This window comes from Rhodococcus maanshanensis NBRC 100610 (assembly GCF_001894865.1).
GTDB lineage: Bacteria > Actinomycetota > Actinomycetes > Mycobacteriales > Mycobacteriaceae > Rhodococcus_G > Rhodococcus_G maanshanensis.
The window spans coordinates 67,869-86,851 of the sequence record NZ_BCXA01000011.1; the positions used below are offsets into that span (position 1 = coordinate 67,869).

The following is an 18,983-nucleotide window of genomic DNA, read 5'->3' on the forward strand; positions in this document are numbered from 1 at the left end:
GTGTTCGGTGTGCGGCGCGCGCTGTCCCGGCGGCCGCCTCCCCGACGAAGGAAGGCTGTACATGTCCGTTTCTCGTAGGACCACGATCTCCAAGCGCGCCCTCGTTGCCCCGGCCGCCCTCGCCGCGGTGGGCCTGGTGCTCAGCGCGTGCGGCAGCAAGGCAGGCGACGACACCGCCGCGTCGAGCACGGCCGAATCCTGTGTGAACACCTCCGGCGACACCATCAAGGTGGGCTCGCTGAACTCGCTGTCCGGCACCATGGCGATCTCGGAGGTCACCGTCCGCGACTCCATCGCACTCGCCGTCGAGGAGATCAACAACTCCGGTGGTGTGCTGGGCAAGAAGATCGAGATCGTCGCCGAGGACGGCGCGTCCGAGCCGACGGTCTTCGCGGAGAAGGCCGAGAAGCTGATCAGCAGCGACTGTGTCGCAGCGGTTTTCGGCGGATGGACCTCCTCGAGCCGCAAGGCCATGCTGCCGGTGTTCGAGGACAAGAACTCGCTCCTGTACTACCCCGTCCAGTACGAGGGCCTCGAGGACTCCAAGAACATCTTCTACACCGGAGCCACCACCAACCAGCAGATCATCCCGGCCCTTGACTACCTGAAGGAAAAGGGCGTGAAGTCGCTCTACCTGGTCGGTAGCGACTACGTGTTCCCGCAGACCGCGAACCGCGAGATCAAGGCATACGCCGCCGCCAACGGCATCGAGATCAAGGGCGAGGACTACACGCCGCTCGGGTCAACCGACTTCTCCACGATCGTCAACAAGGTCCGGTCCGCGGACGCCGACGCCGTGTTCAACACGCTCAACGGCGACTCCAACGTCGCCTTCTTCCGCGAGTACACCAACGCCGGCCTCAAGGCCGCCGAGATGCCCGTGGTCTCGGTGTCCATCGCCGAGGAGGAGGTGGCGGGCATCGGTGCGCAGAACATCGCGGGCCAGCTCACCGCGTGGAATTACTACCAGACCATCGACAGCCCGGAGAACAAGAAGTTCGTCGACGCCTACAAGGCGAAGTACGGCGCCACCAAGCCCACCTCCGACCCGATGGAGGCGGCCTACACCTCCGTCTACCTGTGGAAGAACACCGCGGAGAAGGCCAACTCCTTTGCCGTCGAGGACATCCAGAACGCCGCCGACGGAGTCACCTTCAACGCTCCCGAGGGCCTCGTGACGATCGACGGCGACAACCACCACATCACCAAGACCGCCCGCATCGGGGAGATCCGGCCCGACGGCCTCATCTACACCGTCTGGGACTCGGGCAGCCCGATCCAGCCCGACCCGTACCTGACCAGCTACTCGTGGGCCGAGAGCCTGGCCAGCAAGTAACCGACCCGAGTAGCCGACGACAGAGAGTAGAGAGGACGGACATTCGACATGGATGTCGTGATCGGACAGTTGTTCACCGGCCTGAGTATCGGGTCGATCCTGCTGCTGGCGGCGCTGGGGCTGTCGCTGACCTTTGGCCAGATGGGCGTGATCAACATGGCCCACGGTGAATTCATCATGGCCGGGTCGTACACCGCCTACGTTGTGCAACAGGTGTTCTCGACGGCGGGGGCGTCCCTGCTGATCTCTCTGCTCGTCGGCTTCCTCGTCGGAGGGGCCATGGGGGTGCTGCTCGAGGTGACCCTCGTCCAGCGGATGTACCACCGCCCGCTCGACACCCTGCTGGTGACGTTCGGTGTCGGCCTGATCCTGCAGCAGCTCGCCCGCGACATCTTCGGGGCGCCCGCCGTCAACGTGGTCGCCCCGGAGTGGTTGTCCGGCGGCGTCGACATCCTCGGCGCCGTCGTCCCGAAGACCCGCATCTTCATCCTGGTCCTCGCCATCGTCTGCGTCGCGGTGCTGTCCGTCGCGCTCAAGACAACCCCGATGGGACGGCGGATCCGGGCCGTCGTGCAGAACCGCGACCTCGCCGAGACCAGCGGAATCTCCAGCCGCAGAACCGATATCACCACCTTCTTCATCGGCTCCGGCCTCGCGGGCGTGGCAGGCGTGGCATTGACCCTGATCGGCTCGACCAGCTCCACGGTCGGCCAGTCCTACCTCATCGACGCGTTCCTGGTGGTGGTGGTCGGCGGCCTCGGACAGATCAAGGGCGCGGTGATCGCGGCGTTCGCCCTCGGCATCCTCAACTCCTACATCGAGTACTCGACGACCGCCTCGATCGCGAAAGTCATCCTGTTCGTGATCATCGTCGTCTTCCTCCAGGTGCGCCCGCAGGGCCTGTTCGCCGTGAAGACAAGGAGTCTCGCATGACCGGCATGCTCACCCGTTGGCGGCCGCTCGCCGGATTCGGTCTCGCCGCCCTGGTGCTGTTCGGCCTCGCACCCGCGGTTCTCAGCGACTTCCGGCTGAACCTGCTCGGCAAGTTCCTCTGCTTCGCCATCGTCGCCGTCGGGATCGGATTGGCATGGGGCCGAGGCGGAATGCTGACCCTGGGTCAGGGTGTCTTCTTTGGACTCGGCGCCTACATGATGGCCATGCACCTCAAGATCGCGGACGCCGAACTCAAGGGCAACGACGTCCCCGACTTCATGCAGATCGCCGGGATCAGAGAGCTGCCCGGCTACTGGACTCCGTTCACCTCGCCGCTGGTCACCGTCCTCGCCATCCTCGTGGTGCCCGCACTGGTCGCGTTCGTACTCGGCCTCGGCGTGTTCAAGCGCCGGGTCAAGGGCGCCTACTTCGCCATCCTGTCCCAGGCGCTCGCGGCCGCCTTCGCGATCCTGCTGGTCGGCCAGCAGTCGATCGGAGGCAGCAACGGGCTCAACCGGTTCCGCACCTTCTTCGGGTTCAACCTCAACGACCCCGCGAACAAGCGGATGCTGTTCTTCATGGCCGCCGGGGTGCTGCTCCTGGTCGTCGCGCTGACCAGGCAGCTGATGTACAGCCGCTACGGCGAACTGCTGGTCGCGGTCCGGGACCAGGAGGAGAGGGTCCGCTTCCTCGGCTACGACCCGGCGAACATCAAGGTCGTCGCGTACGTGGTCGCGGCCTTCTTCGCCGGGATCGCCGGGGCCCTGTTCGTCCCCATCGTCGGCATCATCTCCCCCGCCGACGTCGGCATCGTCCCCTCGATCGCGTTCCTCATCGGCGTCGCGATCGGCGGCCGCGCCACCCTGCTCGGTCCGGTGCTCGGCGCCATCGGCGTCGCATGGGCGCAGTCCACCCTGTCCGAGAACTTCCCCTCCGGCTGGATCTACGCCCAGGGCCTGCTGTTCATCGTGGTGGTCGGCTTCTTCCCCGCGGGCGTCGCCGGACTGATCGAGCTGATCCGGCGTCGCAGGCCGCGCGCCGACGCCCCCCGCGACGAGACCCCCGACGCCCTTCCCGAACTCGAGGTGGCCCGATGACCAACGCGAGCGCTCCCGCGTTCGGCGGCAACGCCGGCATGTCCAGTCAGTACCTCGAGGTCCGAGACCTGCGGGTGACGTTCGACGGGTTCACCGCCGTCGACGGGGTCGACCTGACCCTGATGCAGGGCGACCTGCGCTTCCTCATCGGCCCCAACGGGGCAGGCAAGACCACCCTGGTCGACGCGATCACCGGCCTGGTGCCCGCGACCGGCTCGGTCGCCAAGTCCGGTGTGGAACTGATCGGCAAGAAGGTGCACAAGATCGCCCGGCTCGGCGTCGGCCGAACCTTCCAGACGGCAAGCGTTTTCGAGCAGCTGAGTGTCCTGCAGAACCTCGACATCGCGGCGGGCGCGGGCCGCTCCGCGCTGACCCTGCTCCGTCGCCGCGGCTCCGTCAGCCCTCGGATCGAGGAGGCGCTCGAGATCACCGGCCTCGGCCACCTGCGTGACAAGCCGGCCGGCATCCTCGCGCACGGCCAGAAGCAGTGGCTCGAGATCGGCATGCTGCTGGTGCAGAACGCCGACGTGCTGCTGCTCGACGAGCCCGTCGCGGGCATGAGTCACGACGAACGCGAGGAGACCGGGAACCTGTTGCGGCGCATCGGTGGTGAGCGAACGGTTGTCGTCGTCGAGCACGACATGGACTTCATGCGCGCGTTCGCCACCTCCGTCACCGTGCTGCACGCGGGCAAGGTCCTCGCCGAGGGCACGGTGGAGCAGGTCCAGGCCGACCCGAAGGTGCAGCAGGTCTACCTCGGCACCGCCTCCGCCGCCGAGCCCGAGCCCACCGCCACGAAGGAGACCGAGAATGCTTGAGCTGAGGGACGTTCGCGCCGGCTACGGTCGCACCGAGGTCATCCACGGCGTGACCGTCGAGGTGCCCGCCGACGGGGTGGCCGCGGTGATGGGGCACAACGGGGCGGGCAAGACCACCCTGCTCCGGGCCGCGGTCGGGCTGCTGAAGATCAACTCGGGCCAGGTGCTGTTCGACGGCGAGGACGTCAGCAAGCTGCGCCCCAGCGCAAGGGTGGCCCGCGGCCTGGCCTATGTGCCGCAGGGACAGCAGTCCTTCGGGCAGCTCACCACGGCGGAGAACCTGCAGGTGGTGGCTGACGGACGCAAGCGGGGACGGGCGCTGATCGACGAATCCCTCGACCTGTTCCCCGCCCTCAAGGGCCTGCTCACCCGGCGGGCCGGGCTGCTGTCGGGCGGCCAACGTCAGCAGCTCGCGATCGCCCGCGCCCTGATCACCGAGCCGAGGATGCTCATCCTGGACGAGCCGACCGAGGGCATCCAGCCGTCCGTGGTCGCGGAGATCGAGAGCACCATCGTCGCGCTCACCGGCCGCGGCGGTCTCGGCGTGCTGCTGGTGGAGCAGCACATCGGCTTCGCCCTCCAGGCGGCACAGAGCTACTACGTGCTCGAGTCCGGGCGGATCACCTCGACCGGCGAAGGCGGCCGCGGCGTGCGATCGCCCGGCGCGGAGACCGCCGTCCGCGCGGCGATGGCCATCTGACCTTGGCCGCGAGATCGCGGGCGCGTCAGGAACATTCACACCTGGGAGAGCAGGTGTACCGGGCGCTTCGCGATGACCTGGTCCGCGGACGGTTCAGCCCGCTCGACCGGCTAGGCGAGGAACGCCTCGCCGAGCTGTACGGCGTCTCCCGCACCCCGGTGCGGGAGGCGCTGGCCAGGTTGCTGTCGGAGGAGCTCGTCGCCCGGGAGGACGGCGGGCTGTTCCCCTACCGGCCGAGGTTCGAGGACCTGCACGGCCTGTACGAGCTCCGGATGACCGTCGAGCTGAGGGGCATCGACCGGGTCATCGAGGACCGCAGACTCGAACACGCGCAGGACATCCTGCGCGCCGAGCTCGAGCGCTGGACCCGGATGCGAGCGGAGCCGCCCGCGCCCGGCCCGGACTTCATCGCGAGCGACGAGGCCTTCCACGCCGCGCTGCTGCAGGCCTCGGGCAATCCGGCACTGACGGAGGCGCTGAACTCGGTGCACAGCAAGCTGCGCCCGGTGCGTCGGCTCGACCCGTGGACCCAGGAACGCGTCCGCGCCACCATCGACTCACACCTGAAGATCGTCCGCGGCCTGCTCGCAGGGGATCTGGGGCCCGCGGCCGGTGAGCTGCACCTGCACCTGATCCGGTCAAGGGACCTGGTCGTCGAGCGCACCGGCCAGGCGGTGGCCAGCTCCGCGATGGCCCGCGCGATCCGCGAGTAGCCGTCCGCCGAGTGTGCACTTGTGGTCGCCCGCTCCCGGGCGATGCCCCGACAGGTGCACGCTCGACGGGCCCGCCGGACCGCGAATGTGCGCCGCGCTCGGGGGCGTCCGGTGTAGCGTTTTTCCTACCGTTGAGTAAGGACACAGAGGGTGTGGAACGCGATGGCAAGAAGTCTCGAGGAGGGGCTGGCTGGGCGCCGCGTCCTGATCACCGGCGCGGCCAGGAGCATCGGGGCCGCCCTCGCCAAGCGGCTGCACGCCCACGGCGCGAAGGTCGGCCTGCTCGGGCTCGAGCGTGAACTGCTCGAACAGGTGGCGACGGCGTGCGGCAACGCCCCATGGCGCTACTGCGACGTGCGCGACCACACTCAGGTAGATGCGGCCGTCGCGGGGATCGTCGACGAACTGGGCGGGCTCGACGTGGTGATCGCCAACGCGGGAGTCGGGGCACAGCTGCCGATGCTCGGCGGCGACCCGGCGGTCATGCAGCGCATCGTCGACGTCAACCTGATGGGCACCTACTACACCCTGCGCGCCGCGGGCGAGCACATCGGCCACCGCGACGGGTACGCGCTGATCATCACCTCCGGAGCTGTCGGGGCTCAGCTCCCCCTGCTCGGGGCGTACAGCGCGACTGCGGCAGCGGCCGAGGCGCTCGGCAACACGCTGCGGGTGGAGATGCGCCACCTCGGCACCCGCGTCGGCGTCGGGTACCTCGGCGAGATCGACACCGACATGATCTCGATCGGCTTCGACACGGCCGCAGCGGACAAGATCAAGTGGTCGGGAATGTTCACCGCGATGTCCCCGCTCGAGGTCGCGATCACCGCCTTCGAGAAGGGAATCGCGCGGCGCCGCAAGCGGATCTACGCACCGGGCTGGGTCGGCGGGCTGCTGCACTGCCGGATGGCGGCGCAGCGGATCGTCGAGCTCCGGCCGCAGCCGCACATGGCGCAGGCGCTGGCCATCGCTCGGACCGAGCACACCAGGTACACCACCGTGCAACCCGAGCTGCCGCTCCGTCTCTCGGACAGCGCCCGATGAGCGCGCGGATCACCCCGGGCGGCCTGCGCCAGCTCGGGCCGATCAACTGGGTGGTGTGGCGGGTGCTGTCGACGGTCTCGGGCACCCCTGACGCGCAGCTGTTCAGCACGCTCGGCCGCACCAAGGGCACCTTCCGCGGCTGGCTGCACTTCGGCGCGGGACTGATGCCGGGCGGCCGGATCTCCCGGCACGAGACCGAGCTGATCATCCTGCGCGTCGCGCACCTGCGCGGCTGCGACTACGAGATGGACCACCACATCCGGCTGGGCAGGCGGGCGGGGGTGACCCCCGAGCTGCTCGACCGGGTGCTGGCCGGGCCGGAGGCACCCGGCTGGAGCGATCGGCACCGGGCGATGCTGGCGGCGGTCGACACGCTGGTCGCCACGAAGGACCTCGACGACGCGCACTGGTCGGCGCTGGCCGCGCACCTCGACGAGCGCCGGATGATCGAATTCCTGCTGCTGGTCGGCCAGTACGACATGCTCGCCACCACGATCGGCACGCTGCGCCTGGACCGGGACAGCTTCCGCCGGTAGCCCAGCCGTGCTCACACGCGCCCGCCCGCGGCAAGCCGGGACGGCCCCGATGTGACGATGGCAACCCGACCAGCCGTTTTGATTGACCGTCGGCCGCGCCCGTCGGTAGCGTCCGGCCTCTTGGGCCGAGACGCGAGTCCGTGCCTCCCGACGGCAGGAATTCAGCATGTCCACTGATACACGGGACGTCCACGGCGGCCTCACGGGATCCGCGATCACCGAGAACCCGAACCACGAACGGCGCTGGCTGGTGCTGTGCATCGTCGCCCTCGCGCAGCTCACGGTGGTCCTCGACGGCACCATCGTCTCGATCGCGCTCCCCGACGCCCAGGTCGAGCTGGGCATCAGCGACTCCGACCGTCAATGGGTGGTCACCGCGTATGCGCTCGCGTTCGGCGCGCTGCTGCTGCTCGGCGGCCGCGTCGCCGACTACTGGGGACGTAAGCGTTCGTTCATGGTCGGCATGGCCGGCTTCGCCGCAGCCTCCGCGATCGGGGGCTTCGCCCAGAACGGCATGCAGCTGTTCACCGCCCGCGCCCTGCAGGGCGTGTTCGCGGCGCTGCTCGCCCCGGCCGCGCTGGCGATCCTCACCACCACGTTCATCGGCGAGAAGGAACGCGCCAAGGCCTTCGCCGTGTTCGGCGCGATCTCCGGCGGCGGCGCCGCCATCGGCCTGCTGCTCGGTGGCTTCCTCACCCAGTACGTCGACTGGCGCTGGTGCCTGCTGGTGAACATCCCCGTCGCGATCTTCGCGATCGCGCTCACCGCTCCGATCGTCCGGGAGACCAGGGCGCACGGCGACACCAGTTACGACGTCCCCGGCACCGTGCTCATCGCGATCGGGCTCGGCTCCCTCGTCTACGGCTTCACCCAGGCGGAGAAACACGGCTGGGCCGGGGCGCAGACCGTCGGATTCATCGGCCTCGGACTGATCGCACTTGCGCTGTTCGTCCTGGTCGAGAAGCGCTCGAAGAACCCGCTGCTGCCCCTGTCGGTGCCGTGGCATCGCGACCGCGGCGCCTCGTTCATCGGCTCGATGCTGGTGGGCTCCGCGCTGCTCGGCGGCACCCTGTACCTGACGTTCTACCTGCAGATCGTGCTCGGCTTCAGCCCGGTGGCCGCAGGCTTCGGCTCGCTGCCGATGGCGATCTTCATCGTGATGGCGGCGGGCATCTCGGCCCAGCTGAGCACCAAGATCGGGCCGAAGCCGCTGATGGTCGTGGGGCCGCTCGTCGCCGCCGTCGGGCTGGCGCTGCTGACGCAGATCGGGGTCGACAGCTCGTACTGGACGCACGTGCTCCCCGGCCTTGCCACGTTCGGGTTCGGCCTCGGCCTGCTGATGGTGCCGATGCAGAACCTGTCGCTGATCGGCGTCGAGGATCACGACGCGGGCGCCGCGAGCGCGCTGGCCAACGCCACCATCCAGATCGGCGGGGCGCTCGGCACCGCGCTGTTCACCACGATCTACGTCTCCGCGAAGTCGGCGTGGGGCTCGGCCAACGCCGCCCCGACCCCGCCCGCGGGCGTCCCGGCGAGCGCGATCCCGGCAGACCTGGCCACCGCCGTGCCGCCGACCGCGGAGGAACTGGCGGCGCTGCCCGCCCCGGTGCAGGAGTTCATCGGCGCGCTCAAGGAACACGCGTTCACCGCCGAGGTCTCCGGCTACGCGCACGTCTTCGGCTGGGCCGCGGCGCTGATCGCGGTGATCACTCCGCTGGTCGTCGTGCTGGTCCGCGCGAAGAAGGGCGACCTGCCCGACGAGGCACCGGTCGGGATGCACTAGGCGGCTACGCCGCCTGTGCGCGGTTGACGAGTGCAGGGACTCGTCAACCGCGCACGGGCGCGGAGCGCCTACAGCGCCGCGCGAAGGACCTCCGCCACCGGGGTGGACGAGCGACCGATCAGGGTCTGCAGGTCGCCGCTCGTGGTGTCCAGCGCACCCGTCTTCACGCCGGTGTCGGAGTCCGCGAGCATCGCCGCGATCGGGGCGGGCAGCCCGGCGCCCTCGAGGATCGACTGGTACTGCTCCTGGGCGAGGTCCTGGTACTCGACCGGCGCACCCGCGACCTCCGAGATCTGCTGCGCCAGTTCGCTGTACGTCAGGCGCTGGTCGCCCCCGAGTTCGTAGACCCGGCCCGTCTGACCGTCCGCGAGCAGCACAGCCGCGGCCGCGTCGGCGTAATCGGCCCTCGCCGCGGCGGCCACCCGGCCCGCGCCCGCTGCGCCGGCCAGCACGCCACGCTCGACGGTGCCGGCCAGGTCGTTGGTGTAGTTCTCCCAGTACCAGCCGTTGCGCAGCAGGGCGTGGTCGATGCCGGACGCGGCCAGCAGCTCCTCGGTGGCCTTGTGCTCCTGCGCCAGGATCAGCGCGCTGTTCGCGGCGTCGAGCACGGAGGTGTAGGCGACGAACGCCACGCCCGCGGCCTTGGCCGCCTCGATGATGTTGGTGTGCTGCGGTATCCGCCTGCCGATCTCGCTGCCCGAGATCAGCAGCAGCTTGTCGACGCCTGCGAGCGCAGACTCGAGCGCAGGACGGTCCGCGTAGTCGGCCGCGCGCACCTGCACACCCTGCGCCGCGAGGTCGGCGGCCTTGGCCGGGTCGCGGACAACGGCGACCAGGTCGCCCGCCTCGGCACCGCGCGCCAGCAGCGATTCGACGACGAGGCGGCCGAGGTGCCCGGTGGCACCGGTGATGGCGATGGTCATGTGCACTCCTAGGTGTCGCGAGTCAGTTGAGTTGACGCTTCAAACAAACCGTCCGGCTCCATCATGCACTAATTATTCGTAAGTGCAACCCATGGAGTTAGCGCTGCGGTATCGGTGGGTAGTAGCCTGGCGTCCATGACCGACCCCGACCTGCCGGCATCCGAACCCGGCCTCGCCTTCGCGGCCGACGTGTTCGAGCGCGCCTGCGCCTCTCGGGAGGTGATCCAGACGGTCACCGGGCGGTGGGGCACGCTCGCCCTGGCCGCCCTGGCCGAGGGCCCCTACCGCTTCAGTGCGCTGCGGCGACGCGTCGACGGCGTCAGCGAGCGGATGCTGTCGCAGACCCTGCAGGCCCTCGAGCGGGACGGGCTCGTCGACCGCGCAGTGCTGACGACGATCCCCCCGAAGGTCGAGTACAGCCTCACCGACCTCGGCGCTGAGGTGGCGGCGCAGCTGACCGGCCTGATCCACCTGGTCGAAACCCGGATGCCGGCGATCACCGAGGCACAGGCGGACTACGACGCCCGCTGAGGCGGCTCCGCCCGAAACGACAGAAGGGGGCGTCCGGCACACGGCCGGACGCCCCCTTCTCGGAGCTGGTGTCAGAAGTTGATCATGTGTCCCGCGAGGCCGTGAATGGCCTCCTGCAGGGCCTCGCTCAGCGTCGGGTGCGTGTGCACGTTGCGCGCGAGCTCGTTGACCGTCAGGTCCCACTTCTGGGCGAGGGTCAGCTCGGGCAGCAGCTCGGACACGTCCGGACCGATCAGGTGACCGCCGAGCAGCTCGCCGTACTTGGTGTCGGCGATGAGCTTGACGAAACCGTACGGGTCGGCCAGACCGTGCGCCTTGCCGTTGGCGGTGAACGGGAAGGTCGCGACCTTGATGTCGTACCCCTCCGCCTTGGCCTGCTCCTCGGTGAGGCCGAAGCTGGCCACCTGCGGCTGGCAGAACGTGGCGCGCGGCATCATCCGGTAGTCGCCCAGCTCGAGGGTCTCGGCATTGCCGATGGTCTCGGCCGCGACGACACCCTGCGCCTCGGCGACGTGGGCGAGCTGCAGCTTCGCGGTGACGTCACCGATGGCGTAGATGCCGGGCACGTTGGTGCGCATCCGCTCGTCGATGGCGATGGCGCCACGGTCGGTGAGCGCGACACCGGTGCTCTCGAGGCCGTAGCCGGTGACGTTCGGCGCGAAACCGATCGCCTGCAGCACCTTGTCCACGACGACGGTCTCGACCTCGTCGCTGCCGTTCTTGGCCATGGTGACGGTGACGCCCGCGGCGCCGTTGTCGGTGACCGACTGCACGCCGGTCGAGGTCTTGATCTCGATGCCGTACTTCTTGTACCGCTTGGTGATCTCCTTGGAGACGTCCGCGTCCTCCATCGGCAGCGCGCGGTCGAGGAACTCGACGATCGTCACCTTCACGCCGTAGTTGTGCAGGACGTAGGCGAACTCCATGCCGATCGCGCCTGCGCCGACGATGAGGATCGAGCCGGGCAGCTCGCTGGTGAGGATCTGCTCCTCGTAGGTCACCACGTTCGCGCTGACGGCGGTGCCGGGCAGCATCCGGGTGGTGGTGCCGGTCGCGATGATGACGTTGTCGAAGGTGACGGTCTCGGCGGTCCCGTCGGACTTGGCCACCGAGATGGTCTTGGCGTCGGTGAAGGTGCCGCGACCGTCGTACTCGGTGATCTTGTTCTTCTTCATCAGGAAGTGCACGCCCTTGACGCGGCCGTCCGCGACCGAGCGGCTGCGCGTGAAGGCGGCCCCGAAGTCGAAGCTCACATCTCCCGAGATGCCAAAGGTCTTGGCCTCGTTGTGGAAGATATGGGCGAGTTCCGCGTTGCGGAGCAGCGCCTTGGAGGGGATGCAGCCCACGTTCAGGCAGACACCGCCCCAGTACTTCTCTTCGATGATGGCGGTTTTCAGTCCGAGTTGTGCCGCGCGGATAGCAGCGACGTACCCACCGGGACCGGCCCCGAGAACAACGACGTCATAGTGTGAGGTCACGATTGCTCAGGGTAGACCCGCCGCGATTCGCTGTCCCGCCATGGTCGGGTTACCCGCCGGTAGCATCGAGCGTCGCCGCGCGAAATCCGTCTCACCTGCGCATTCACTCGACGCGGTGGCTCGGGGCCGGAGCGGTCGGGTACAAAGAAGAACGGCCCCGTTTTCGGCGTGGCCAGGTGAACGATGTCGGTTTTGCCCGAATCCCGTAACGCCAGGGACCGGTGAACCGACGGATCAACAGTGAAGGTTTCTCGCATGCGTCCTCAGACATCCCGCGGCCGACTCGTCGCGGCGGCGCTCGCGCTCGCCGTGTTCCCCATGCTGGCGAGCCCGGCCCTCGCGCCCGCGGTGCCTGCCGCCGCGGCATCGGATGCCGGATCGAAGCTCGAGCGGATCGAGAAGAACTCCGACCGCAAGGTGACCGCGTACGTGTACTCGGCGGCGATGGACCAGGTGATCCCGGTCGAGGTGATCACCCCCGCCGACACCAGCGCACCCCGCCCGACCCTGTACCTGCTCAACGGCGCGGGCGGCGGCGAGGACCGCGCCACCTGGCAGAAGCAGACCGACGTCATGGACTTCTTCGCCGACAAGAACGTCAACGTGGTCACCCCGATCGGCGGCGCCTTCAGCTACTACACCGACTGGCAGCAGGACGACCCGAAGCTGGGCCGCAACAAGTGGACCACCTTCCTGACCAAGGAACTGCCGCCGATCATCGACGGCGCCTTCGACACCACCGGCCTCAACTCGATCGCAGGCATCTCGATGGCGGGCACCTCGGTGCTCAACCTGGCGATCGCGGCCCCTGAGCTGTACCAGAGCGTCGGCGCCTACAGCGGCTGCGCGGAGACCAGCACCGACGCAGGCAAGTTCTACGTCCGCACGGTCGTCGAGTCCCGCGGCGGCGCCAAGGCGACCAACATGTGGGGTCCGTACGACGGCCCCGGCTGGCCGGAGAACGACCCGGTCGTCAACGCCGAGAAGCTGCGCGGCATCAAGCTGTTCGTCTCCTCCTCGACCGGCCTGCCCGGCGACCACGACAACCTGGCGAACCCGGCCCTCAACGGCAGGGTCGACACGTTGGCCAACCAGGTGATCGTCGGCGGCATGATCGAGGCCGCGGTCAACCAGTGCACGCACAACCTCCAGGGCAGGCTCGGCCAGCTGGGCATCCCGGCGACATTCGACTTCCGTCCCGCAGGCACCCACTCCTGGGGCTACTGGCAGGACGCCCTGCACGAGTCGTGGCCGATGCTCGCCGAGTCCATCGGCCTGTAGTTCTCGCTCGACCCACGCAGAGCGGCCCCGCCCCGGGATTCCCGGGGCGGGGCCGCTCTCGTCGTCTAGGTGGTCGCCGTCGTGACGGTGGGTCGCGGAGGTGCTACGGCTCCAGGTTCATCGAACGCGCGAGCATCGGCCAGGCCTTGTGGAGATCGTCCTGCCAGTAGCCCCACGAGTGCGATCCGGTGGGCTCGAACGCGAATGTCGCCGGGATGCCGAGCGCGTCGAGACGGTCGGACAGCCTGTGGGTGCACTCGTTCGTCGCGGCCTCGATGACCCCACCCACGACGATCTGGTTCGCGAGCACGACGGGGTTGCCCTCGACTCGGGGATTGTCGAACGTGTCGTACTGCCCGGGTGCACCGGTGCGGCTGGCGATGTACATCGGCACGCCCCTGAGCTTCTCCGCATTGACGAACGGGTCGTTGTCCTTCCAACCCTGCCCGGACTTCGGCCCCCACATGTTCTCGGAATTGCCCTTGCCCCGGTTCTCCACCACCAGCTCGACATACCGCTGGCCGACCGGATCGCTCGTCATCGCGCATCCGCTGAAGGAGGCGACGCTGTTGTAGAGACCGGGCGCCGAGATCGCGAGACTGAGCACGGAGGTCCCGGACATCGACATCCCGGTGATCGCGTTCTCCCCGTTCGCGCCGAAGTGCGCATCGATGATCGGCGGGAGTTCCTTGGTCAGGAAGGTCGTCCACTTGTTGCGCCCGAGAACGGGGTCGTCCTTCAGCCAATCGGTGTAGTAGGACGCGAATCCGGCCTGCGGTGTGACCACGTTGACGTGCTTGCCCGCGAAGAACTCCGCGATGTCCGTCTGCTGCTCCCACGTGACCTTGCCGGTGCCCCCACCGGTGCCGTTGAGCAGGTAGAGCGTCGGTGCCGGGGTGCTGGTGTCCTTCGGACGGAGCACGTCGAGCGGGATCTCCTTGTCCATCGACGCGGAGTACACCGAGATGGATCGCTTCTGGCCGGGGCCGGCGACGTCGGACACCAGGCGTGAGGCGTTGTCCGGCCGTTGCGCGGCCGGTGCCGGCGCCCCCGCCGTCGCGACGAAGCCGGTGCTCACCATCGGGACGGCGGCCGCCAGGACCACGGTGGCGAGCGACTGCCACGCTCGTGGGGAACGCAGATGTGCAGCGGGGGGCATGGTTGTGACTCTCTCGTCTCGGCCGCGGCCGCGGTCTGTGCCGGTCGACACCGGAGGTCATTCTTACCACCCGCGGGGGTGCCATACCAGCGCGGTTTCCCGGTCCGGGGTATCAATGAGCAATGGCTTCCGACCTGCACGACCCCTACCTCTGGCTCGAGGACGTCACCGCCGAGCCCGCGCTGGACTGGGTGCGCGAACGCAACGACCGCACCACCGGCGAATTCACCGAGAACGCCGGGTTCGAGGACCTGCAGGGCCGGATCCGGGCGGTGTTCGACACCGACGCCCGCATCCCGTACGTCCGGCTCCGCGGCAAGTACCTCTACAACTTCTGGCGCGACTCCGCGCACGTCCGCGGCCTCTGGCGACGGACGACGATGGCCGAGTACCGCACCGACGCCCCGGACTGGGACGTGCTGGTCGACGTGGACGAGCTCGCCGAGCGCGACGGCGAGAACTGGGTCTGGTCCGGCGCGCAGGTGCTGCGCCCCGGCCAGGAGCGCGCACTGGTCAGCCTGTCGAGGGGTGGCGCCGACGCCACGGTGACCCGCGAATTCGATCTGGAGCGACGCCGCTGGGTCGAACCGTCCGACGGCGGCTTCTTCCTGGCGGAGGCCAAGACCGACATCAGCTGGATCGACGTGGACACGGTGTACGTCGGCACCGACCTCGGACCCGGCTCGCTCACCGATTCCGGCTACCCGAGGGTCGCCAAGCGCTGGACCCGCGGCACCGACATCGCCGAGGCCGTCACCGTGTTCGAGGGCGAGCAGACCGACGTCGCGGTGTCCGCCTGGTACGACCGCACCCCCGGTTTCGAGCGCAGTTTCGTCGAGCGGTCCATCGACTTCTACAACTCCAGGCGTTTCCAATTGATGGAGGACGGCACCCTGGTGCGGATCGAGACGCCCGAGGATGCCGGCGTCTCGGTGCATCGGGAGTGGCTGCTGATCCGCACCAGGTCCGCCTGGTCCGTCGCCGGGCACGAGTACCAGGCCGGCACCCTGCTGGCCGCCAGGTACGACGACTACCTCGCCGGATCTCGCGACCTGACCGTGCTCTTCGAGCCCGACGCCCACACCTCGCTCGAGCAGTACGTGTGGACCCGCAACCACCTCCTGCTGGTGACGCTGTCCGACGTGCAGACCCGCCTGCGGGTGCGGACGCCGGGCCCCGGCGGCTGGACGGACCTGCCCCTCGAGGGGATCTCCGAGCTCACCACCACCGACGTGCTCGACGTGGATCCGGTCGAGGGCGACGAGTTCTTCCTCAACTCGAGCGGGTACCTCACGCCCGCGACGCTGCTGCACGGCACGGTCGGCGAGCAGATCGAGGTGCTCAAGCAGGCGCCGTCGTTCTTCGACGCGGACTCGCTCACGGTCGCTCAGCACTTCGCGGTGTCCGAGGACGGCACCCGGATCCCCTACTTCGTGGTGCGCGGGAGGGACGCCTCCCCTGGGCCGACCCTGCTGTACGGCTACGGCGGTTTCGAGAACTCGATGACCCCGACGTACAGCGGTGCGACCGGCCTGGCCTGGCTGGAGCGGGGCGGCACCTATGTGGTCGCCAACATCCGCGGCGGCGGCGAGTACGGGCCCGAGTGGCACACGCAGGCGCTGAAGGCCGGACGGCACAAGGTCTTCGAGGACTTCGCCGCCGTCGCGCGGGACCTCGTCGAACGCGGGATCACCACCGCCGCCCAGCTGGGCGCCCAGGGCGGCAGCAACGGCGGGCTACTGATGGGTGTGATGCTCACCCGCTACCCGGAGCTGTTCGGCGCCATCGTCTGCCAGGTGCCGCTGCTGGACATGCGCCGCTATCACCTGCTGCTGGCTGGCGCGTCCTGGATGGCGGAGTACGGCGACCCCGACGACCCCGCCGAATGGGAGTACATCTCCCGGTACTCGCCGTACCAGAACACCGATGCGGAGGCGTCGTATCCGCCGATCCTGATCGCGACGTCGACGCGGGACGACCGGGTGCACCCCGGCCACGCCAGGAAGATGGCGGCGCGACTCGAGGAACAGGGGCACCGCACCTGGTACTACGAGAACATCGAGGGCGGACACGGCGGTGCGTCCGACAACGCCCAGCTGGCGTTCAAGACGGCGCTGACGTTCTCGTTCCTCTGGGCACAGCTGGCGCGCTGACGGGACGCACGTACCGGGGCGTCTGGACGGATTCCGGCGCCTCGATCTCGGCGGCGTAGCCGCGGGCGCCGCCGAGGGAGACCACCCGGGTCAGGGCCCGCAGGTCGCCCTCGATCCACCGGAACAGTTGGTACACACCGATGAACGCGATGATGCCGCCGATGCACAGCGCGCGGACGGTCCCGTTGACCGCGTTGCCGGGCTCGGCCCCGACGAAGCTGAGTCCGGCGACGCCCACCAGCGGGACCGACGCCGCCACCGCGACGTAGCGGGTGGTGATCCGGCCGAGCGCCCGCAGGTCGGCACCGTCGGCGCTGCCGATCTCCCCGTGCGACAACAGGATCGGGTACACGCAGCGCACCGCGTAGAAGGTGAGGATGAAGAACGGGTACGCGACGGCAACGGCCCCGCAGACCGCGAGCGAGGCGATCAGGTGCGAATAGGCCTGCGGCGGAATGCCGCCCGCCGCGGCCTGCAGGGCGATCGGATAGCCGACCCCGGCCACCACCCAGAGCACGAAGGCGACCACGACGGCGCGGTGCCCCAGGTTCAGGGTCGCGGTGCGCGCCCTGGCCAGGACCTCGGGGTCGTACCGCTGCCCCATCCGCAGGCCGCGCGGGACGCTCAGCGCGAGCCGGCACCAGTAGAGGATGAGGAACGCGCCGAGCGGGAAGGCCAGCCCGCCGACCAGCAGGTGAACCTGCTCGAGATGGTTCTGGGCCTCGGGTGAGAGGGCGGAGATGATCAGCGCCTTGTTGTAGTAGTAGTTGTAGCCCGCGGCCAGCAGGTTCGGGATGCCGATCGCGGCCAGCAGGATCGGGAGCGACCACCGCGACAGCGTCGACCGCCAACTCCCCGGACGCGGATCGACGAGGTCGCGGGCGTGGGGATCCAGGCACAGCGCGAACTGGCGTGCCAGCTTGCGGCCGCTCGACCATCGGTCGGCGGGATCGAAGGCGAGGGACGTCATCAGGACGCGGCGCAGGGCGGCCGGGCAGTCGTCCGGGAGCCGGGCCCTGGCATCGGGATCGACCCCGCGACGCCGGATCGCGAGCACCTCGTCCGGCGACACCTGTGACCCGGCTGAGGGGGCATCCTCGAACGGACGGACCCCGGTCAGCAACTCCCACAGCATCACCCCGAGCGCGTAGATGTCGCTGCGGGTGTCGACCGGCGCCGCGCTCGCGGCCGACTCCGGGGATACCGCGGCCAACTGCTCGGGTGCCATGTACGCGACCGACCCGCCGACGAAGCCGGAGCGGCCAGCCGGGTCGACGCTATCGCTGGAGCTGACGTTGAAGTCGGCGAGCTTCGGGACGCCCTCGACGCTCAGCAGCACGTTGGCCGGCTTGATGTCGCGGTGCAGCACACCGTGGGCGCACGCGTACTCGAGCGCGTCGGCCAGTCGCAGTCCGATCCACGCCACGGTCTCCGGCCACGACAGCGTCGCGATCTCGGCGCGCACGCTCGACTCGCTCGGCCCGACCTCCCCCTTGCGCGCGAGGACCTTGTCGATCGAGTCCAGCAGCAGCTGACCGGTCCTGTGCTCCGGCGCGGTCGCGCGGACGAGCTTGACCACGTCGAGCAGCGTGCCACCGGACACGTACTCCATGACCAGCACCCGCACCTGCCGATCCTCGAACAGCCGCTGGTCGAAGACCCGGACGATGTACGGGTGGTCGAGCTGGGCGAGGGTCTGTGGCTCGATGCCGACGTTGCGGGAGATCTTCAGCGCCGCTGGGCGCCGCATCGACAGCTGCCGGGCCAGGAACACCCTGGCGAACGCACCGCGTCCGAGCTCCGCCAACAACTCGAAGTCGTCCAGCTGCTGCCCGACCGCGAACTCGGCGCTCTCGGGCAGGTCGATCGGGTCGGGCGAGCCGCGGTGTCCCGGCAGATCGTGCTCGCGCAGCCATTCGAACCGGTCGGCCTGCTGAGGGAAGCCGCGCGTGTACTCCTCCGGCTCGACGTTCGCCCCGCTCGCGCGGCGCACCCGGTATTCCTCGTACACGAGCTCGGGCGGCAGCGGCTCCGCGAGCAACTCGGGGAACTCCCGGCAGTAGTCGGCGATACGTTTCGGCTGGCCGCCGCGCAACCACCGGTACTCGAGGTCGACCATGATCAGGTCGATCAGTGCCGCCCGCCGGATCGCGGCCGCGTCCGGCAGGTAGTCCGACAGGTCGGACGGGGACCTGGTCGCCTCCCAGTCGGCGACCAGGCGCCGCACACCGGTGTCGACGACGAGCCCCGATTCCGGGCGGGTGCCGGCGGTGCCGGACACGGCCGAGCTCGCGTGCACGACGGAATCGGGGGCCACCTCGGTCAGCGGCCCGCTTGCCATCGTCGCGTCACTCGGGCGAACGGGTTCATCCATGGCGGATCGGTTCCGAGCCGACCGCACGGTGCGGGCGGGTCGTGGTGATCACATCGAGCGGTGATCACATCCAGGGTATCCCCGCCGAGTGTGCAGTTACGGGTACATCGCGCGAGTGGAACGG

16 protein-coding genes are annotated in these 18,983 nt (G+C 69.1%); 12 read left to right on the top strand and 4 right to left on the bottom strand.

The features are described 5' to 3' along the window. Positions 1-61 precede the first annotated feature (61 nt). The 9 genes from urtA to RM1_RS05815 all read left to right on the top strand — a co-directional run bounded on the left by urtA (position 62) and on the right by RM1_RS05815 (position 8,960). Positions 62-1,336, top strand: coding sequence for an urea ABC transporter substrate-binding protein (gene urtA / locus RM1_RS05775; RefSeq protein WP_072750393.1), 1,275 nt, complete (start codon positions 62-64; stop codon positions 1,334-1,336). A 48-nt stretch (positions 1,337-1,384) separates the two neighbouring features. Continuing rightward, entirely contained in the window at positions 1,385-2,269 is an 885-nt protein-coding gene (gene urtB / locus RM1_RS05780; protein ID WP_072750394.1) for an urea ABC transporter permease subunit UrtB, read from the top strand. Continuing rightward, positions 2,266-3,366 (top strand): urea ABC transporter permease subunit UrtC, encoded by a 1,101-nt coding sequence (urtC, locus tag RM1_RS05785; protein ID WP_072750395.1) that lies wholly within the window; start codon positions 2,266-2,268, stop codon positions 3,364-3,366. The genes urtB and urtC overlap by 4 nt, the downstream gene beginning before the upstream one ends. Continuing rightward, a complete protein-coding gene (gene urtD / locus RM1_RS05790; protein WP_072750396.1) occupies positions 3,363-4,184 on the top strand; it encodes an urea ABC transporter ATP-binding protein UrtD in 822 nt (273 codons plus the stop codon). The genes urtC and urtD overlap by 4 nt, the downstream gene beginning before the upstream one ends. Next, the gene (gene urtE, locus RM1_RS05795) at positions 4,177-4,884 is read left to right on the top strand and encodes an urea ABC transporter ATP-binding subunit UrtE (protein ID WP_072750397.1); all 708 of its coding nucleotides are present in this window, start codon (positions 4,177-4,179) and stop codon (positions 4,882-4,884) included. Before urtD ends, urtE begins: the two co-directional genes overlap by 8 nt. A 53-nt stretch (positions 4,885-4,937) precedes the next feature. Continuing rightward, entirely contained in the window at positions 4,938-5,597 is a 660-nt protein-coding gene (locus RM1_RS05800; protein WP_245816071.1) for a GntR family transcriptional regulator, read from the top strand. 162 nt (positions 5,598-5,759) lie between these two features. After that, complete coding sequence (locus tag RM1_RS05805) at positions 5,760-6,641, top strand: SDR family NAD(P)-dependent oxidoreductase (RefSeq protein ID WP_072750399.1); 882 nt, start codon at positions 5,760-5,762, stop codon at positions 6,639-6,641. Beyond that, positions 6,638-7,177 (top strand): carboxymuconolactone decarboxylase family protein, encoded by a 540-nt coding sequence (locus RM1_RS05810; protein WP_072750400.1) that lies wholly within the window; start codon positions 6,638-6,640, stop codon positions 7,175-7,177. The genes RM1_RS05805 and RM1_RS05810 overlap by 4 nt, the downstream gene beginning before the upstream one ends. 166 nt (positions 7,178-7,343) lie before the next feature. Continuing rightward, on the top strand, positions 7,344-8,960 hold the full coding sequence (locus RM1_RS05815; RefSeq protein ID WP_072750401.1) for an MFS transporter: 1,617 nt from the start codon (positions 7,344-7,346) through the stop codon (positions 8,958-8,960). A 68-nt stretch (positions 8,961-9,028) separates the two neighbouring features. Here RM1_RS05815 and RM1_RS05820 read toward each other — a convergent pair whose 3' ends face one another. Beyond that, entirely contained in the window at positions 9,029-9,883 is an 855-nt protein-coding gene (locus RM1_RS05820; RefSeq protein WP_072750402.1) for an SDR family oxidoreductase, read from the bottom strand. A gap of 135 nt (positions 9,884-10,018) precedes the next feature. On the opposite strand from RM1_RS05820, the gene RM1_RS05825 reads away from it, so the two are divergent. After that, positions 10,019-10,414, top strand: coding sequence for a winged helix-turn-helix transcriptional regulator (locus tag RM1_RS05825; RefSeq protein ID WP_072750403.1), 396 nt, complete (start codon positions 10,019-10,021; stop codon positions 10,412-10,414). A 71-nt stretch (positions 10,415-10,485) separates the two neighbouring features. On the opposite strand, the gene lpdA is transcribed toward RM1_RS05825, so the two are convergent. Further along, positions 10,486-11,892, bottom strand: coding sequence for a dihydrolipoyl dehydrogenase (gene lpdA, locus RM1_RS05830; RefSeq protein ID WP_072750404.1), 1,407 nt, complete (start codon positions 11,890-11,892; stop codon positions 10,486-10,488). 255 nt (positions 11,893-12,147) lie between these two features. On the opposite strand from lpdA, the gene RM1_RS05835 reads away from it, so the two are divergent. Next, a complete protein-coding gene (locus RM1_RS05835; protein ID WP_072750405.1) occupies positions 12,148-13,173 on the top strand; it encodes an alpha/beta hydrolase in 1,026 nt (341 codons plus the stop codon). Positions 13,174-13,276: 103 nt separating this feature from the next. Here RM1_RS05835 and RM1_RS05840 read toward each other — a convergent pair whose 3' ends face one another. Beyond that, positions 13,277-14,332 (bottom strand): alpha/beta hydrolase, encoded by a 1,056-nt coding sequence (locus tag RM1_RS05840; protein WP_072750406.1) that lies wholly within the window; start codon positions 14,330-14,332, stop codon positions 13,277-13,279. Between the two features lie 122 nt (positions 14,333-14,454). Here RM1_RS05840 and RM1_RS05845 point away from each other — a divergent pair, with 122 nt between their 5' ends. Continuing rightward, complete coding sequence (locus RM1_RS05845) at positions 14,455-16,485, top strand: prolyl oligopeptidase family serine peptidase (protein WP_072750407.1); 2,031 nt, start codon at positions 14,455-14,457, stop codon at positions 16,483-16,485. Here RM1_RS05845 and RM1_RS05850 read toward each other — a convergent pair. Next, the gene (locus RM1_RS05850; protein ID WP_083576552.1) at positions 16,436-18,859 is read right to left on the bottom strand and encodes a serine/threonine-protein kinase; all 2,424 of its coding nucleotides are present in this window, start codon (positions 18,857-18,859) and stop codon (positions 16,436-16,438) included. The genes RM1_RS05845 and RM1_RS05850 overlap by 50 nt on opposite strands. Positions 18,860-18,983: the final 124 nt, after the last annotated feature.